The sequence below is a fragment of the uncultured Paracoccus sp. genome (assembly GCF_947487305.1).
GTDB lineage: Bacteria > Pseudomonadota > Alphaproteobacteria > Rhodobacterales > Rhodobacteraceae > Paracoccus.
In genome coordinates, this window is record NZ_CANKWH010000033.1 from 1 (window position 1) to 17,767 (window position 17,767).

The window sequence follows — 17,767 nt, forward strand, 5'->3', positions numbered from 1 at the left end:
CGTCGACAGCCCGATGCCCAGATCCTCCGCGATCTCTCGCCGCGTCCGGCCGCTGGTCAGTGCCAGCCGCACCGCTTTACGCCGAAACTCCGGCGTCGGTCTGTTCCCGTTTCCCATAGAACACCTCCTGGTTCCTCAGTTGGTGCTCTCCACTTTTTCCGGGCAAGTCCACCGTGCTCTTCGAGATGCCGCTGAGGCCCATGGCCTGCACCAGTTCGTCGACCCGGCGGGTCGAGACGCCGCCGATCCAAGCCTCCTGGATCACCGCAACCAGCGCTTGTTCCGAAGTTTTCCGGGCCTCAAGGAAGCCGGGGAAGTAGCTGCCCTGCCGCAGCTTCGGCACCCGCAGGTTCAGCCTGCCCAAACGGGGATCGAGCGCGCGATCCCGATACCCGCTCCGCCAGGTCGTGCGCTCGCCGCTGCGCTCATGTCGGCCGGCGCCGATCAGGCCGTCGACATCGCTCTCCATGATCAGCTGCAAAACGGCCTCGGCGATGCCGCGCAGGAAGTCGCCCTGATCGTGCTTGGACAGAAGCTCGGACAACGTCAGCACCCGTAGCACCCCCGTTGCACCGTCGTAGCACCGCGGTACGTCGGAACGCCAAAAGCCCCGCATGATTCGAGGCCATAGCGTTGTATTTACTGTATATTTTTTGTTGCAGGATGAGATTTGGATTGCATTGAACGAAATTCGCTCCGCCATGGAGACGACAACGAATCATGCAACGACAGGACTAACCTCAATCTTTGCCGCTAAATGATTTTTTAAACTATTACAATTCCTTAACAAATCCCTCGCCCGCCGACGAGCGAGGCGCCCTCGGTATCAGGGCATCCGAAAGGTCCTTACACACATCCAGCGCTCTCGAGCACCAACGTTGCACTCAGTGAGGAACTGATCGATGGCAGCCTTCCTGCTTTGTCATCCTGATTCAACAGGCTCGCGCCAGCGACCTGCACCAGCGACGCAACGTTGAGAGACAGCATCCCGTTTGGCCCGATCTTCCTGCAGGGCTCGACGTGAACTGTTAGATTGGGCCGCAATATCACGTGATAGCGGGCCATCCATGCGAGGCCCGTGATGCTGCTTGTCGGCCTTCCAGTCGTCGTCCCGCTCACAGCCGCGAGGGCAGCCAGGTCGCCAGCGGCGGGAAGGCCCAGACCAGGATCAGCGTCAGCACGATCAGCCCGATGAAGGGCCAGGACGCGGCATAGATCTCGCGCAGGCTGACATCCTTCGGGCTCGAGGCGCTCAGCGCGAAAAGCGCGTAGCCGAAAGGCGGCGTGATCGAGCCGAGGGTCAGGTTCAACAGGAACAGCGTCCAGAAGACCAGCGGATCGAAGCCGAAGGTCGCCAGCAGCGGCACATAGATCGGGATCAGGATCAGCATCAACGCGATCTGGTCAAGGAACATGCAGAGGACGAAGGGGATCAGCATCAGGATCGCCAGCACCACGACGGGCGGCAGATCGAGCCCGGTCAGCAGCGCGACCAGATCAGCGGTCAGCCCGGAAAAGGCCATGAGCTGCGTCAGGATCTTCGAGGCCGCCATGATGAGCAAAATCATCGAGGACATGAGCACCGTGCCCTTCAGCGCCTCGATCACCATGGACAGCGACAGCCGCCGATAGATGGCGGCGACGACCAGCGCGCCGAACACCCCGCAGGCGGCGGATTCGTTCGGCGTGGCGATGCCCAGCAGAATCAGCCCCAGCACGGCGAAGATGACGATCGCGAAAGGCAGAAGCGACAGGATGGCGCGCAGCATCGAGCCGCGCGGGGCGTCGCTGGCCCGTTCGATATCGCGCGAGGGATCGCGCCACAGAAGGACCTGGACATAGAGGAAGAACAGGACCCCGGCGACGATGCCCGGCAGAACACCCGCCGCCAGCAGGGACGAGATCGAGGTGCCCGACAGCATGCCGATCAGCACGATCAGGAAGCTCGGCGGAATGATCGGGGCAAGGCAGGCGCCGCCCAGAACCAGACCGGCCAGCAGATGCTTGTCGCCGCCACGCTGGATGCCCTCGGCCATCACCGTGCGGCCCAGCATCGCGGCCACGGCAATCGCGGAACCGGACAGCGCGCCAAGAAGCACCGAGATGACCACCACGATCACATATTGCCGCCCGCGAATGCCACCGATGATGTCATCCACCGCATCGAACAGGATGGTGATGCAGCCTGAGCGGAACAGCAGCTCCCCCAACAGGATGAACAGCGGCACCGTCACCAGCTCGGAGGTCATCGAAGTGTCGAGGATCGAGGCCGGGAAGATCGACAGCATCTGCGGCCCCATCAGCAGCAGCGCGGCGAAGATGTTGAAGCCGAAGAAGGCGGCGAAGACCGGGACGCCCAGCAGGAACAGCAGCGCGAGCACGGCGAAACTGGCATAGATCGGCATGGTTCAGACCCTTTCGGTTGCGGCAAGCGGCTGGGGAAGCCCGGCCTTTTGGGGACGGAAGGCCAGCATCCGCAGCACGTGCAGGGCAGATGAGGCGAAGCCATAGAAGACCACGGCCAGGAGCCACCAGCGCGGAATGGGATAGCCGGCGGCGGTCATGGTTCCGGCGTCGAGCGCAGACATAAGCGACTGCCAGACGATCCAGCTCATGGTGGTAAGGATGGCAAAGGTGGACAGCAGCGCGGCGAGGCTCAGCAGCCGGAGCAGCCACGGCGCGGTGAAGACCGAGGCCAGGATATCCATCGCGACATGCTGACCGTATTTCGTCACCGCCGGGGCGGTCACGAAGATCGAGAAAGCCAGCAGATAGCCGCTCCAATCCGGCACCCAGGCGATGGGCGCCCCCAGAAGATAGCGCGACATGGTGGCCGCGAACGAGATCGCCGCGATCGCCGCCAGCGCGCCCATGCCCAGCCAGAGGCCGGTTTCGGACAGCCTGTCGTGAACTCGGCCGATGGTCCTGAACATGTGTTTCTCCTCCCGCAAAAGAGGCGGCGGGCCGCCTTGGCGGCCCGCCACCATCGCGCTCAGTTGGTCAAGAGACCGGCCTCTGTGACCCGGTCTTCAAGCCGTGCGGCGGACTCGGGGTCGCGGCTTTGCGCGAAGGTCCAGGCCCCGCTGGCCACGCCCTCCTCCAGTCGCGCGGCGGTGGCCGCGTCCAGTTCCAGCTTCTGCATCCCCGCCGCTGCCAGCTTCTCGGCCTCCTCGGCGTTCAGCCGGTCATAGACGCCGGGGATCTCGGTCTCGAGAACCTCGGCCTGGGCGTCGAACACCGCGCGCAGATCCTCGGGCAGACCGTCCCAGAAGGCCTGGTTGGCCAGGATCACATGGGGCGAGGAAATGTTGGTGGTCAGATAGCTGTCGGCCACCTCGGCAAAACCGTAGCCCGAGGCCCCCGCTGCCGGGAACAGGGCCCCGTCGATGACACCGCGCTCCAGCGCGCTGAACATCTCGGCCGGGGGCAGCACGACGGGGGTGCCGCCGATGGCGGTGATATAGGGGTGCTGCGGCGGCAGGGCGCGGATCTGCCGGCCGGTCAGATCACCCCGCTCGGACAGACCCTTGTTCATGAAGATCCAGTAACCATGGGCCAGCGGCACCGAAACGACATGCAGGCCCAGCTTGCCATAGCTGTCGCGGATCTCGTCCATCGCCCCCGAGGCACGGAAGGCCTCGGGATCGGGCCGGATGCTTTCCAGCCCGGTCAGCAGGGTCGAACTGCCGGTGTGGAACCCCGGATAGGTGCAGAGGATCTGGAACAACCCGGCCTGTGTCGGCTCGAGCTGTTCCAGCGGCGGGATGGTTTCCGGCCCCGAGATCTGGACGGTGATCTCACCGCCCGAGGCCTCGGTCAGAAGCTGGGCATAGCGTTCGCAGATCACCGTCGAGCCGGGATAGCGGTCATCCCAGGTGTTCAGCATCCGCACCTTGGTTTCCGCCGCCGCACTGCCGGCAATGGCCATGAATGCGCCGGCGAGGGCCAGCATTTTTGCTTGGGTCATTGTCATTCCTCCCTTGAATGTCGTGATTTTAGGCGGCCGGCCGCAGCCCGGGCGCCAGTATGGCCCCCGCGGCAGGCACCACCGGCTCAAGCCGCATCTGCTGCAGCATCGAGCGCACCGTGCAGGCCGCTGCCGAGGTCACCGGGATCCCCAGTGCCGCCTCGACCGGCGCAAGTGCCGGTAGAGAGGGCATCTGCACGCAGCAGGACAGCACCACGGCATCGACGCCCTTGGTGTCCAGCCGCTTCACATCCTCGATCAGCGCCAGCGGATCGCGAGCCGCGACGGCCAGGTTGTCCTCGATCTCCAGCGCCAGGCTGTCCTGGATCTCGAAGCCCTCATTGGCGACGTAATCGGTGACCCGCTGCGCCAGCGGCTTCATATAGGGCATCAGCAGGCTGACCCGCTTCGCGCCCATTTCCTTCAGCCCCTCGATCAGCGCACCGGCCGAGGACACGACCGGGATCGACTTGCCCTCGTCCGTGATCGCGCCTTCCAGGTTGGTCTTGGAGATGCGGTGATAGCCGAGGCCCTGGCTCATGATCGCCACAAGGCAGGCATAGCCCATCACGTCGACATCGGCATCCGAGAGTTCCCGCGCGCAGCGCAGCGAGTCGCGGTCCATCGCCGTCAGCTCTTCCTGCGTCACCTTCTTCATCCGCATCCGGCTGGAGTGAAAGGTGAAACGCTCGGGCCGGATGGTCTCGCGCGAGCGCAGCATGGCCGGGATCTCGGTTTCCATGGTGATGTTCGATGAGGGCACGATCTGCCCGATGCGATAGGCGCGCATTAGCTGGTCTCCTTGACGGGATGCGCGGCGGCATAGGCGGCTACGCGCGATTTCAGTTGCTCAGGCAGGGCAACGGCGGCTCGGCTGTGGCGGTCGACCGTGACCGGGGTGATCCGAGCGGTGAAGGCCAGCGGCCCCTGCCGCTTGCCCTCGCTTTCAACCTTGCGGGCGCGGATCAACAGGTCGAAGGTGCGGCTGCGGATCTCGCCCACGCGCACCTCCATGTCGAACTGCGCATCCAGCGGCAGGGTCGAGCGAAAGTCGATCTCGACCCCGCGCACCGGGAAATCGACCGACAGCCCGTCCTTCAGCAGATGGATCGGACCGCCCAGCATCATGCTGATGAAGACCTCATGCGCGGTCACCACATAGTCGAGAAAGCGCGGCGTATAGGCGACACCCGCCGGGTCGCAGTCGCCCCAGCGGACGACACGGCGGATGACCAGCGGCCCGTCCGAGACGATCTCTTCCGTCGCGGGGAAGAAGGTATAGGGAATGGTCATCACGCCGCCCCTGCCCGTTCCGACCGGTAAGCCGCCATGAAGCCCGGGTAATCGGCGGCGACGCGGGCGGCATCGACGCGGCCGGTGCGGGTCAGGTAGTCGAAGGCAAAGGCATGGGGGCTGGCCGCATCGGCCATGTGCTCGCCCATTTCCTCGTACCAGCCATAGCTTTCGCGGGCCGCACCGATCAGGATATCGGCAGCGGGCTTGCGGGCGGCGACATAGGCGGCCAGTGCCGAGGCAACATCGGCCTCGCTCTCCAGCGCCTTCACCAGCGCAATGGAATCCTCCATCGCAATCCGCGTGCCCGAGCCGATCGAGAAATGCGCGCGGCGGACGGCGTCGCCGATCAGCACCCGGTTGCCATGGGTCCAACTGTCATTCCAGACCGGCTGGAAATTCCGCCATTCCGACTTGTTCGAGATCAGCGGCTGGCCTTGCAGGTCGTCGCGGAACAGGTCCTCGACAAACGCCTGGCGCTGATCATTGGTCATCGCTTCGAAGCCGCAGCCCTCCCAGGCCGCGCGGTCGCATTCCATGACGAAGGTGCACATCCGGTCGGTATAGGGATAGTAATGCGCGCAGAAGGCCCCGCCCCCGGCATTGCGGAAGCTCAGTGTCGGGCGGTCATGCAGCCGCTCGGCCCCATACCAGGCGAAGGCGTTCGAGAGCTGGCTGCCATGGGTGCCGAACTGGGCCTCGAAGCTGCGGCGCAGGGTCGAATTGGCACCATCGGCCCCGACCACCAGATCGGCATCATCAAGCAGCCGCGGATCATCGATCTGGGCGTGATAGGTGACGTTGACGCCGACCTCGGCACAGAGATCCTGCAGCGTCTTCAGCAGGGTCAGCCGTTCGACGGCGCCGCCATAGGCCTCGCCCTCGACCTGGACCGCCTGACCGTTCAGGATGATCTCCTGATTGCCCAAGCGCTTGGTGATGGCATCGAGCCGGGCGAAGCTGTCCGCATCCGCGGCCTGAAGCCGCGCCAGGCCGGCGCCGGCCAGCACCACGCCAAAGCCGAAGGTCGCGTCGGGGGCATTGCGCTCGTGCACATTCACCTCGACATCGCCAAGGCGCTTGCGCGCGAGATAGGCGAAATAGAGACCCGAGGGGCCACCGCCCAGAACATTGATCTTCATGATCCTCTCCTTTCGTTTCCCTGCGGGGTCAGTGCGTGGCGGCGGGTTCTTCCGCCTTCAGCGTCTCGGCGATGCGCTGTCGCAGAACCGCCTTGTCCAGCTTGCCCACCTTGGTCAGCGGCAGGGCGTCGATGGGTTCGATCCGCTCGGGCCATTTGAAGACCGCCAGACCGGCCGCCTTCAGAAAGGCCCCCAACTCGCGCACATCCGGCAGGTGGCTGTTCGGCGCGGCGACGGCATAAAGGCAGATGCGTTCGCCGTGGGTCGGCGAGGGCATGCCCACCACCGCCACATCGGTAAAGGCGGGATGGGCCATCACCGCGCGCTCGACCTCTTCGCAATTCACCTTCTCGCCGGCGCGGTCGACCACGTCCTTGATGCGGCCCTCGAAGGAATAATAAGTCACGCCGTCGATGCGGTGGGCCTTCATCAGGTCGCCCGAGCGATAGAAGCCATCCGAGGTGAAGGTCTCGGCGTTGCGTTCCGGCGCGTTGTAATAGCCGCGGATCGTATAGGGACCGAACACCGCCAATTCGCCGATCTGGCCGGTCTCGACCTCGTCCTCGGTGCCGGGCGCCAGAAGCCGTACCCGGTCATGTTCGGAAACCGGGGTGCCGCAGGTCTGGAAGCGGATGAAGTCGCTGTCGCCCGCGCGGGTGAACATGATCGTGCCCTCGGTCATGCCGAAGATAAGGTGGCCGGGCACCTTCATCTCGGTGCTGACGATCTCGGCCGCATCGGTCGAGAAGATCTCGCGCAGCTTGCCGGTGGTGATCCGGCCCTCGGCGATCTCGGCCTTCATCCGCATGACGATGGGCTTGGCGGCGCCCATGACCGTGGGGGACAGCGCATTGTGGATCTCGCGCATGGCCGCCTGATCGACGCGCGGGGTGGCGATGACCGTGCCGCCCGACATCAGGAACGGCCCCCAGCCGCAGCCCATGTTCAGGTTATGGGCAAAGGGCATCGGAACGAACAGCCGGTCCTCGGCGGTCCAGCCCTTGAATGCCATGACCGCGCGCATGTTGTAGAGATATTCCGAATGCATGCGCGGAATGATCTTGGGAACGCCGGTGGTTCCGCCCGACAACTGGAAGGCCGCGACCTGCCAGGGGTCCTGCGGGACATCGTCCAGAACCCGAAGCGCCTCGCCCAGATCACCAGCGAGGAATTCCTGCATGTCGACAACGCCCTCGCCGGCTTCGCCACGGGTCGAGACAATCGTCTGAAGGCTGTCGATCTCGCCCTGCATCTTGCGGGCAAAAGCGGTGAAATCGAACTTCTCCGCATCGCTTTCGATGAAATGCGCGCGGGCGCCGGCAAAGCGGGCCAGATAGCCGATCTCGGCCTCGCGATGGGCGGCCAGTGTGCAGATCGGGATGATCGCGGCCTTCCAGCAGGCCAAGAAGGCGACCAGCGCCTCGGGCGTGTTGGTCAACTGGAACACCACCCGGTCGAGCGGCCTCAGACCCAGTGACAGAAGCCCGGCCGCCACCCTGTCGGTCGCGGCGTCGAGATCGGCATAGCTCATCCGGCCGCCCTGCCAGTTCACCGCATCGCGGGTCGCATGGCGGGCTGCAGCGGCGCGAAAGCCATCGGCCAGGGTTTCCAGGGTCAGCGCTCCGGCCTCGGTCCAGCGCTTCAGATCGGCCGCGTCGGGATAGACAACGCCCTCGATCAGCTCTTCGGGTTCAAATGACATGGTTTCCTCCCTTGTCGCGGTCAGGTCAGCAGCCGGTTCTTCAACCAGCCTCGGATGGCCTCGCCCGCGAGGATCTGGCCGCTCGGCTCGCCAGCCGCGAGGGGCTGGCCGTGATGGGTGCCGCGCAGCGCGACACAGGATTTGTCAGTGGTTCCCAGGGCATCGACGATGCTGTCCAGTTCCTCGGGGAAGACGCAGGCATCGGCGGTATAGCGGAGGACGAAGCTCGGCTGGTCGATGGCCGGGGCGCAGCGCAGCACGCTGGCCTTCGAGGTCAGCCCCGACCAGGTCGAAAGCCAGCTTTCCGGCGTGCAGACCTTGCCGAAGCCGACGCCGTTCATATTGGTCTTGAACGGATCGCGCCCCCAGAGCGAGCCGAGGCTGCGGTCTGTCGGATCGATGCTGAGATCCCAGTTCCGAAGATCGGCATCGGTGCGCGGCACCTCGAAGATATGCTGCCAGCCCGCGGCCAGCTGCGTCGCCGGGTCACTGGCGCCGGCCTTGACGGCTTTGCGCGCCTCCATCCTCAGCCGCACCATCTGCCGCGCCGTCTCGTCGATCCGCGCCACCCGCGCCTTTTGCGCGGCGCGATAGGCGGCGATGAAGTCCGGTGCATAGCGCGCGCCGTCGGGGGCATAGCCGTTACTTGCCGAAAACGGGAACAGCGCCGGATCGATCGACAGCGGGTCGCGCTCATCGGTGACCGAGGGGTCGAGCGAATTCATCAACAGGATCCCCTGCCCCGGATGCGGCGCGACGAAGATCATCAGGTCGGGGCGCACCATCGGCGCTTCGGCCAGCTTGACCCGGCGACCGGCCGGGGTGCTGGTCTCGCGCTCTGCGGGGGAAAGATTGGCCTGCTCGGCGTAATAGGCGAACAGGCCGCCACCGCCGGAATTGCCAACGAGCACGATCTGGTCATAACCGCGACCCCGCAGGAAGGCGGTGCCGGCATCGACATCCAGCACGGCCAGTTCATGCTCCAGCCGCAGGTCGTTGCCGGCGGCGCGCGAGCCCTGAACCCAGACCGCCGCGCCCGCCTCGAGCAGTTCCGGCACCAGGTAATGCGTGGCCAGAATCTCGCGCGGATGCATCAGGCAGCAGACCGCCTTCTCACCACCGCGACGATAAAGATAGCCGGTGACATTGGCGCCATCCACCGTGGTCAACGTATGCACGGTAGACACCAGATCGCCCGGCAGACGGCTCGGGTCCCATTGCGCGCCCCGCAGCCCCGCCAGTGGCATGAAATCCTGTACCGACATTGGTTCCTCCTTGATCTGCCTCTCACCATGCCTCTTTATTGATACTATGTCAATATTTATTGACTGCGTGGCAATTAATGAGCTTCCCACCTGTTTTACCAAGATTTTCTTGAGACAGGCCGCAGGATGAAGCGCCCCTCTCTCATCCGAACCCGACCAGAAATCCGAATCGACTGGCAAGGGCAGCAGGTCAGCCGACTGACCGGACCTTCACCGCATCCGGTTGCGAGATCTTTAATTGACACTATATCAAATAATGGCTAGTAACGAGAGAACCGACGCTGGCGGCACCCGGTCGTCATCTCCGGTCACATCGAAAAGGCACGTCAATGGGAGGAGACCAGGGACGATGAAACGCACCTTCGAAATCACCACCAGTCAAGGACCGGTTTCCGGTATTTTCGGTCGAGCAGCGGAGAGCGCCGGCAAACAGCCGACCCTGCTGGTCGCCATCCACGGCGGCACCTATTCCAGCCGCTATTTCGACATCCCCGGCCATTCGCTGATCGACCGGGCCATGGCCGCCGGTTTCGACATCATCGCGCCGGATCGCCCCGGATACGGCGGCACCGAGCCGCTGAAGGATGGCCCCGAGATGCTCGACCGCAATGCCGCGCGGCTGGCGGATCTGATGGGCGAGATCACCGGGGCGCTGGATCTGCAGCCCGAGGGCATCGCGCTGATCGGGCATTCCATGGGCGGGGTGATCGCCGCCTCCATCGCCGCGCGGCAACCGGATTGGCCGCTCCGCGGCATCATGGTGACCGGCTTCGCCCAGACCCTGCCCGCCCATCTGGCCGAGGATTTCGCCAAATTGCCGCCGGGCTATTTCGTCGAACTGCCGACGGCGCTGAAGGATCAGGTCATGTTCGGCCCGCCCGATACCCTGCCCGAGACCATGCCGGCGGCCAGCCACCCGGCCAACACGCAGATGCCCCGGGCCGAGGCCATCGACATTGCCGGCGACTGGGGCCAGCGCGCCCCCGGCCTTCTGGGACAGGTCAGCGTTCCGGTCTATTACAAGTTGGCCCAGCACGAGCAGCTTTGGCACATCGCCGATCAGGCCACCGTCGCCGCGATGTTCACCCGCGCGCCCAAGGTCGAAACCGGCCTCTTCGCCGGGGCCGGCCATTGCATCGATTTCCATCGGCGCAGCGGCGATTTCCACGACGAGATGCTGGGCTTCGCGGCGGCGCTCTGACCAACCGCGCCAGTCCGCACGACCGGATGCAGGGTCACGACCGGCGTGACCCCGCCAGGGATGGCTTGCCCGGCCTTCCAGAGCGGTAAGAGCCCGCTCTCGCCACACGACAGGCCCGGCCGCCAGTCCCGACATCAATTCAGCTTCACAGGAGGAAAAAATGCTGTTCAGCATATTCAAGGGAATGGCCAGGCGCACGGTCTATGCGCTTGCACTTACGGTGACGGCCGACACGGCTCTGGCCGAAGACGGCACCAGCGTGACGGTTCTGGGCAGTCTTGCCGGACAAACCTCGTTTCGCGGCAGCGACATGGGCGGAACTTCGGTCGCCATCGCGGTCAACGATGATCGCTATATCGTCGATTTCGGCCGCCTCTGGGCAGATCACTATTACACATCTGGCCTTGCCGCGCCGGGCGGGCCGAGAAACGGGTTCGAGAATATCCGCGCCGGCTTCATCACCCATATGCATGCCGATCACCTAATCGATCTTTCGCATCTGCTGCTCAGCGGGCTGTTGCAGGGCATCGGGAAGAACGGGCCGGTGCCGATCATCGGGCCGGGGCCGCGCGGCGAGGCCGTGCCGCTGTCGGCATCGTTGGCCGAGGCACCCCCGGAAATGAACCCCGAAAATCCCTATCCCGGCACCGAATCGATGATTGCACAGTTGATCAACGCCTATGCGGCGGCGTTGAACGACGTGATCCGCGACAGCGGCGTTGTTCCCCCGGCCGAGGTCTTCGTCCCGCAGGACATCAAGTTACCGGACGATCTGCCCCCGCCAAGCGCCAATGTCGCGCCGCCAATGCAGCCGATTCTGGTCTATGAGGACGAGAATGTGCGTGTGACCGCGATTCTGGTCGACCACGTCCCCACCTATCCGTCCTACGCCTACAAGTTCGAAACCGCCGATGGCACGATCGTCGTTTCCGGCGACACCGCGATCACCGACAATCTGGTCAAGTTTGTCGAGGGCGTCGATATCTGGGTGAACGAAGCGCTGAGCCTGACATGGCTGGAGGAGTTTCTGCCCTCACCACGCAATGCCAATGCCGAGGCGCTGTATCACCACATCCGGGTCTCGCATACGCCGGTCGAGGAAATCGGCCCGATCGCCCAGAGCGCCGGTGTAAAGAAGCTGGTCCTCTATCACCTGACCTCGTCGGACATGACCCAGCAGGACTGGATGGATGAGGTGAGCGGCTTCGATGGCCCGGTTGTGGTCGGCTTCCCGCTGACCCGGGTCAGCATTGACTGAGGGGCACAAGCCCCGGCACAGGCGCGGCGGCTATCCGTCGCCGCGCCGCATGGTTGCAAAACGATCGAGCAGCGCCTCGAGCCCGATCTGGAAGGCATCATCGGCCCTGACCCGCGCGAAGGGGCGCAAGGCAAACTCCAGCCCCGGCATCTCGCCGGATTCATAGGCCTCGGCCCGTGCGGTCAGGAAATTCTCGTGCGCCGAGGGTTCCAGCCGCGAACTGGCCGAGGTTGCCGCCGACAGGCAATGCAGCGCCAGAACGTGATAGCAGAGCGCCGCCGTTTCCGCGTCGAAACCAGCCCCGCGCAGCAGCGAAAAGGCGTGGTCCAGATAGGCCGCGCCATAATCCGTTTCGCCATCGCGCACCCGCTGGAAGACCCGGAACTTGGCATGGGTCTGGATATGCTCGGCAGCCCCGCGATGATCACGCTCGGTGGTCATCAGGGTCTGCGCGAAATGCGACAGGCGCCGGCGCCAGTCCGGCTCCTCCGGCATCGCGGTCAGCTTTGCCAGAAGCTCGCGATAGAAGCGGTTCAGGATGGCCGAGGTCAGGTCATCCTTGGTGCCGATGTGGTAATGCAGCGCGCCGGGCTTGACCTCGAAGGCCTTGGCCAGCTGCACGAAGGACACCTGGTCGATCGACTGGCTGCGCGCCAGATCATAGGCCAGATCGATGATCTTCTCGCGGTCGACCAGACCGTCCTCGCCGTCACCGCTGCGACGCGGGCGGCCACGGCCGCGCTTTTCATGTGTGTCACTGCTCATGCCCCGTAATTGCCATGGCAACAATTTCCTTGGCAAATGCTATTTATTGAGATAGTGTCAATTAATAGAAAGCGACACCGAGACAGACCGATTCGCAAGAGGAGCCGATCACCATGACTGACAGCCTTGAAAAGCGCGACGACGCATCCTCCGCCACGAATTTCAACGATGCCATGGGCGTCGGCGATGGCAGCCTGACAGGCACGCGCCATGCGGTGACGGATGGGATCCAGCTGGCGCTGAACGGCGTCGACCACACCGCCCGTCCGACCTGGAAGCTGAACGAGACCATCGAATTCTACCGCGACATCCTGGGCCTGCCGCTGGTCCACGCCATCAGCGCGCGCGGATGGGGTCCTCCGGGGCACCACGATTTCCTGCATTTCTTCTTCGATGCCGGCAAGGGCGCGACCATCGCCTTCTTCTATTACATCGGCAGCAAGCAGCCCGCGCGCTATGTGCCGGAAGAGCATCATTTCTACTTCGCCACTCATACCGCTTGGGCCGTCGATACCGAGGAACAGCTGATCCAGTGGAAGGAAACGCTGGAGGCCCGCGGCATCAAGATCTCGCCCTACACCAAGCACGAGATCCTCGAGTCGATCTATTTCACCGATCCGAACGGCTATCCGGTCGAGATCACCCGCCGCCTGCGCGAGACCGAGCTGATCGACGAGGTCGATGCAAGGCTGACCATCCAGGCCGCGATGGAGGTCGAGAGCGAATGCCGCGAGGCGGGCGAGCTGATGCCGGACATCGACATGGTCTGGCGCCGCAAGGCCAAGCTGGTCGATGCCTACAAGGGGGCCGCGTGATGATCGAGGTTCATGTCATCGACGTGCCCGAGTTCCGGCCCATGGTCGAAACCCAGCGCGGCAAGCCCGACGTCACCATCACGGGGCCGGTCAAGGGTTACTGGACCATCACCGCCCCGGTCGAGCTGATCTTCTCGCGCAAGGCGATGAAGATGAAGCCCGCCGTCTGGTACGGCATCTTCACCGGCGGGCTGAACGGCGAGATCGCGGCCTGGGGCCGCGACGAGGTGCGGGTGATCGGCACCAACCGCCCATTGTGACAAGGCAGCAAGAGGAGAAGCAACATGTGTGGACAACCTGCCGACCAAAGCGAAGCGATCGCGCTGATGGCCGCCCGCACGTGCATTGACCTCGCGCTGGCCGCGTCGCGGCGGCAGATCAGCCCCACCGACCAGCGTTCCGGCCTTAACCTTTGCGGGACCTGCAAAAAAGCCAGCGCCTGCGGCACCTTATTTAGGACAAGACCTGAAAAGATCAAGGCTGCGGCTATCGCTCGAACCGCAACATCTTCTACCGCTTGAAAACCGCAATGCAGGGCGACGCATCGCTGGTGTCTGAGTCGGGCAGCCTTGATTTCTGGGTGGTCCGGCGCCGGGCGGCAGATCTGCGATCTGTTGCCAGCTTGATCGGCATTGGCCCTGCCCATCGGCCGCATCACAGCAACGATCATAATCTGGCCATACCCCGACAACGAGGCTTGGGCGTGAAGGGACGTTCGATGAGTTGAGCGCGGCCTTGGGTCGTACATATCCGCGTCAACGCCTTGGCTCCTGCCGTCGCAAATACGCGCCTCGCCACGCCGATGGCGGGCAACGCCAAAGCTGTCGGGGCCTTTGTCGCGCGCATCCCGATGGGTCGCCTTGTCGAACCCGAGGAGGTCGCCCATGCGGTCGCGTTCCTGGCCAGCAATGAAGACGCCGGTTTCATCAATGGGGTGATCCTGCCGATTGATGGCGGTCTCAGCGCATCGAACGGTCAGCCGAGCTTGGTCGCGCTGGCGGCAGGCTGACACGCGGGATCAGGCCTGCTGCGACGAGAACCCCTGAAGGAGCCACGAAGTTGATAGTTGTCATTGGCACATTGTTGCTGAGGCCCGGAGCCGCCACCCAGATCGAGGACGCGCTGAAAATCCTGATGCCCAGGGCTTGCAAGGATGATGGCCGCCTGTCCCATGATCTCAGCGGGGATATCAAGTACTGGGACTTGACCCACTTTGCCGAGCGCTGGCGCGACAGGGCCAGCGTGGAAGCGCATAACGCCCAGCCCTATCGCGCCGCGTTTCAGGCCGATGCCCAACCGTATCTGGCCGAGGCCCCGGAGATCGCGATCTACGAGGTAAGCGCGAATTAGACGAACCTCGCCGAACTTGGATGCGGAATAACGAGCGCGCGCAGGTAGCGGTCCATGGTTGTGCCGAAGAAGGCCAGTCCGCCGCCGGTGACCGCCCATGTCGAAGACCCAAGGCAGCTTGCCCGCCAGACGGGGACGATGGCACCGGCGAGAGGATGAAGACCAGCGCGAAGGCAAAGAGGCGTATGAGCGGCGGCCAGAACAATGGCTCCATGCCGCGCACCAAGATCATTGCCCCCCGATGAGTGGGCGCCGGCGCAAGACAGCATTCCGGCCAGCGCCTCGCCTCACAGCTGCGGATTGCGCGGGAATTGTGGCGCATCCTCCGGCAGCTCGATCCAGCTTGGCTTTTGCTCGCACCAGATATGCGCTGCGGGCCTGAAGCCTTCGGGATCGTCAAGCGTGCCGCCCTTCAGCATCTCGATCCCCTCATAGGCCGGACCGTTCGAGCGGAAATGCGTGCCGCAGTTGGAACAGAAATGGCGGTAGAAGGGCTGGCCGCTGGCACCGGTGCGGTCGGTATAGGTCTTGACGGTTTCGCCCCAGACCTCCAACGACCCCGCCGGCATGCCGAGGTTGAAGCTGTGGGTCGAGCCCGAGTTCTTGCGGCAATTCTCGCAATAGCAGTTCACCACCATCAGCGGATCAGTATCGCTGCTATAGCGAATGTTACCGCAGAGGCAGCCTCCATGGATCTTGGCCATTCTTGTCTTCTCCAGTTGTTACGGGGTTTCCGTCCGGCGCGAGGCGCCGGGCCCCTGCGCCCCATCACGGCGCGCGGGGGATCGCGTCCCGATTACTCGGGCAGGGCAAAGGCGATGATGTAATCCGCCCAATCCTTGGGGTTATAGCGCGCCCCGCCGGCGGTCAGGGCGATATACTGCTTTCCGTCCTTGCCGAGATAGGTCATCGGCGTCGATTGCGAGCCCGAGGGCAGGCGCCCCTTCCATAGCAGCTCGCCGGTCTCGGTGTCATAGGCGCGCAGGTAATAGTCCTGCGTGCCGGAATGGAAGGCCAACCCGGTGCTGGTGGTGAAGGCGCCGCCGAGGGCCGGCATCCCCACATAGAAGGGCAAGGGATTCTGCAGGCCGAGATCCGGGAAGGTCACATCCTTGCCGGTGCCGGCGGGTTGCTGCCAGACCAGTTCACCGCTGGCGACATCGACGCCCGACACCGTGCCCCAGGGCGGCTGCAGGCAGGGAATGCCGATGGGCGACATGAAATTGACGATGTGATGGGCATAGGGAAGGCCGAACTGCGCCGAAAGCGCGCCATGCGCATCGCCGGCGAAATCCGGGTTCTCCTTGCGGAACTCTTCCCGCGGGATCAGCCTTGCCACCACCGGCATCCGCATATCGGCCACGACCATCATGTTGCGGGTCTGGTCGACGCTGGCGCTGCCCCAGTTCATGCCGCCATTATTGCCGGGATAGATCAGCGTCGGCCGGGTCGATTGCGGGGTGAAATCGCCCTGATAGTTGTAGCGCTTGAAGAGGATGCGGCACATCATCTGGTCGATCGGCGTCGCCCCCCACATCTGCGCCTCGCTGAGCGGCTCACCCCCGATCGCGGCCATGCCGGTCGAATAGGGCTGGATTGCAGCGTAATATTCGCCCTCGACCGAACCGTCACCCTGCGGCACCGGTTTTTCCTCGACCGGCTTGACCGGCTCGCCGGTGCGGCGATCAAGCACGAAGATCTGGCCCCGCTTGGTGGTCTGGATGACCGCCGGGATGGTGTCGCCCTTGCCGTCGGGCACGTCGGCCAGCGCCGGTTGCGAGGGCAGGTCATAGTCCCAGATGTCGTGGTTCATGGTGCGGAAATGCCAGGCCTCGCGCCCGTCCTCGAGATTGAGGGCCACGAGCGAGGCGTTGTATTCATCGTCGAAGTCACGCCTCTGGCCGCCGTAGTAATCGGGCGTGGCATTGCCAAGCGGCAGGTAGACGAGACCCAGCTGTTCGTCGACGGCGATGCCGCTCCAGACATTCGGGGTGCCGCGGGTATAGGTTTCCCCCTCGGGCGGCAGGTTGGTGATCGCCGGATTGCCCAGATCCCAGGCCCAGACCTGTTCGCCGGTCAGCGCATCGAAGGCCCTGACCGCGCCCGAGGGCTCGCCCAGACTGACGTTATCCGCAACCCATGCGCCAAGGACGATCTTGCCATTGCCGATGAAGGGGCCGGTGGTCTGTGCGAGGAAGCCCGGAACGGCCGGAACCACGCTGCCATCGTCGGGCGGATCGGCGGGGACCAGCTGGCCCATGCCGACCGACAGATCGACCACGCCATCGGTGCCGAAACTTTCGCAGGGCGTGCCATCCGAGGCTTTTAGCGAGATCAGTCGGGTGTCCGTCGTGGTCATCACGATGCGCGGGCCGCATTGGTCCTGCGGGCCGGGATCAAAATAGGCTAGCGTGCGGCAGCGCTTCCAGAAGGGCGAGGCGCCCTTGGGGTCGAACTGCCACTTGATCTCGCCCGTCGCGCCGTCAAGCGCGGTCACCTGTGATCCGGAGGCGCATTGATACAGTATGCCGTCGATCGCCAGAGGCGTGTTCTGGTCCTGCTTGCCCTCGGCCTGATCGGCGACGAAGCCGGTGCGCGCGACCCAGGCGACCTCAAGCTGCGAGACGTTCTCCGGAGTGATCTGGCTGGCGGTCGAGAAGCGCAGGCCCTCGGGGGTCCGGCCCCAGGCCGACCAGTCATCGCCGGCCTCCTGCGTCGCCTGCGAGACGCTGCCGGGGGTCAGCGTGACCGCGTTGCTGATCACGTCATGGGGCAGGAACATCAGGCCGAATGCGCCCGCGAAAGCCGCCGCCATGGCGCCACCGCCAAGAAGGAAGAGTCGCGCCCCTGCCGGGCCGCCCTGTGCGGGTGCGACAAGCGGCATCAGCATCAGCGCGCAGGTGGCCATGAAGACCGGGGCGACGAGGCGGGGTGATCCTCCCCCTGTGAAGTGGTCCGCCGTTATTATGAGGAAACGGAGGATCAGAGATGGCAAACAAGAGACCGAAG

18 protein-coding genes and 1 pseudogene are annotated in these 17,767 nt (G+C 64.4%); 7 read left to right on the forward strand and 12 right to left on the reverse strand.

The window, feature by feature from the left end:
• Positions 1-169: 169 nt before the first annotated feature.
• The 9 genes and pseudogenes from Q1A36_RS20030 to Q1A36_RS20070 form a co-directional block, all read right to left on the reverse strand.
• Positions 170-562 (reverse strand): annotated as a pseudogene (locus Q1A36_RS20030) (transposase); the annotation flags it as partial.
• Positions 563-1,115: 553 nt separating this feature from the next.
• Positions 1,116-2,405 (reverse strand): TRAP transporter large permease, encoded by a 1,290-nt coding sequence (locus tag Q1A36_RS20035; RefSeq protein WP_299847746.1) that lies wholly within the window; start codon positions 2,403-2,405, stop codon positions 1,116-1,118.
• Between the two features lie 3 nt (positions 2,406-2,408).
• Positions 2,409-2,933, reverse strand: a complete 525-nt coding sequence (locus Q1A36_RS20040) for a TRAP transporter small permease (protein ID WP_299847747.1) — start codon at positions 2,931-2,933, stop codon at positions 2,409-2,411.
• A gap of 59 nt (positions 2,934-2,992) precedes the next feature.
• Entirely contained in the window at positions 2,993-3,967 is a 975-nt protein-coding gene (gene dctP, locus Q1A36_RS20045) for a TRAP transporter substrate-binding protein DctP (protein ID WP_299847749.1), read from the reverse strand.
• A 28-nt stretch (positions 3,968-3,995) separates the two neighbouring features.
• Positions 3,996-4,757 carry an Asp/Glu racemase gene (locus tag Q1A36_RS20050; protein ID WP_299847751.1) on the reverse strand — a complete coding sequence of 254 codons (762 nt, stop codon included), beginning with the start codon at positions 4,755-4,757 and terminating at the stop codon, positions 3,996-3,998.
• Entirely contained in the window at positions 4,757-5,260 is a 504-nt protein-coding gene (locus tag Q1A36_RS20055) for a thioesterase family protein (protein ID WP_299847753.1), read from the reverse strand. Before Q1A36_RS20055 ends, Q1A36_RS20050 begins: the two co-directional genes overlap by 1 nt.
• Positions 5,260-6,402, reverse strand: coding sequence for an FAD-dependent monooxygenase (locus Q1A36_RS20060; protein WP_299847755.1), 1,143 nt, complete (start codon positions 6,400-6,402; stop codon positions 5,260-5,262). Before Q1A36_RS20060 ends, Q1A36_RS20055 begins: the two co-directional genes overlap by 1 nt.
• A gap of 28 nt (positions 6,403-6,430) precedes the next feature.
• Entirely contained in the window at positions 6,431-8,104 is a 1,674-nt protein-coding gene (locus Q1A36_RS20065) for an AMP-binding protein (RefSeq protein ID WP_299847757.1), read from the reverse strand.
• 20 nt (positions 8,105-8,124) lie between these two features.
• Positions 8,125-9,369 (reverse strand): hypothetical protein, encoded by a 1,245-nt coding sequence (locus Q1A36_RS20070; RefSeq protein ID WP_299847759.1) that lies wholly within the window; start codon positions 9,367-9,369, stop codon positions 8,125-8,127.
• 349 nt (positions 9,370-9,718) lie between these two features.
• On the opposite strand from Q1A36_RS20070, the gene Q1A36_RS20075 reads away from it, so the two are divergent.
• Positions 9,719-10,570 carry an alpha/beta fold hydrolase gene (locus Q1A36_RS20075; protein WP_299847761.1) on the forward strand — a complete coding sequence of 284 codons (852 nt, stop codon included), beginning with the start codon at positions 9,719-9,721 and terminating at the stop codon, positions 10,568-10,570.
• A gap of 184 nt (positions 10,571-10,754) precedes the next feature.
• Positions 10,755-11,828, forward strand: a complete 1,074-nt coding sequence (locus Q1A36_RS20080) for a hypothetical protein (protein WP_299847763.1) — start codon at positions 10,755-10,757, stop codon at positions 11,826-11,828.
• A gap of 30 nt (positions 11,829-11,858) precedes the next feature.
• On the opposite strand, the gene Q1A36_RS20085 is transcribed toward Q1A36_RS20080, so the two are convergent.
• Positions 11,859-12,593: a TetR/AcrR family transcriptional regulator gene (locus Q1A36_RS20085; protein WP_299847765.1), complete on the reverse strand. Its 735-nt coding sequence runs from the start codon at positions 12,591-12,593 to the stop codon at positions 11,859-11,861.
• A 113-nt stretch (positions 12,594-12,706) separates the two neighbouring features.
• Between Q1A36_RS20085 and Q1A36_RS20090 the strand changes: the two genes are divergently transcribed.
• From Q1A36_RS20090 to Q1A36_RS20110, 5 genes are all read left to right on the forward strand, one after another.
• Positions 12,707-13,408, forward strand: coding sequence for a VOC family protein (locus Q1A36_RS20090; RefSeq protein ID WP_299847767.1), 702 nt, complete (start codon positions 12,707-12,709; stop codon positions 13,406-13,408).
• On the forward strand, positions 13,408-13,668 hold the full coding sequence (locus Q1A36_RS20095) for a hypothetical protein (RefSeq protein ID WP_299847769.1): 261 nt from the start codon (positions 13,408-13,410) through the stop codon (positions 13,666-13,668). The genes Q1A36_RS20090 and Q1A36_RS20095 overlap by 1 nt, the downstream gene beginning before the upstream one ends.
• A gap of 24 nt (positions 13,669-13,692) precedes the next feature.
• Complete coding sequence (locus Q1A36_RS20100) at positions 13,693-13,929, forward strand: hypothetical protein (protein ID WP_299847771.1); 237 nt, start codon at positions 13,693-13,695, stop codon at positions 13,927-13,929.
• 227 nt (positions 13,930-14,156) lie between these two features.
• Complete coding sequence (locus Q1A36_RS20105; RefSeq protein ID WP_299847776.1) at positions 14,157-14,417, forward strand: SDR family oxidoreductase; 261 nt, start codon at positions 14,157-14,159, stop codon at positions 14,415-14,417.
• 50 nt (positions 14,418-14,467) lie between these two features.
• Complete coding sequence (locus Q1A36_RS20110) at positions 14,468-14,758, forward strand: putative quinol monooxygenase (protein WP_299847773.1); 291 nt, start codon at positions 14,468-14,470, stop codon at positions 14,756-14,758.
• A 287-nt stretch (positions 14,759-15,045) separates the two neighbouring features.
• On the opposite strand, the gene Q1A36_RS20115 is transcribed toward Q1A36_RS20110, so the two are convergent.
• Complete coding sequence (locus tag Q1A36_RS20115) at positions 15,046-15,462, reverse strand: GFA family protein (protein WP_299847774.1); 417 nt, start codon at positions 15,460-15,462, stop codon at positions 15,046-15,048.
• A 92-nt stretch (positions 15,463-15,554) separates the two neighbouring features.
• Complete coding sequence (locus tag Q1A36_RS20120) at positions 15,555-17,648, reverse strand: PQQ-binding-like beta-propeller repeat protein (RefSeq protein ID WP_299847775.1); 2,094 nt, start codon at positions 17,646-17,648, stop codon at positions 15,555-15,557.
• Positions 17,649-17,767 lie beyond the last annotated feature (119 nt).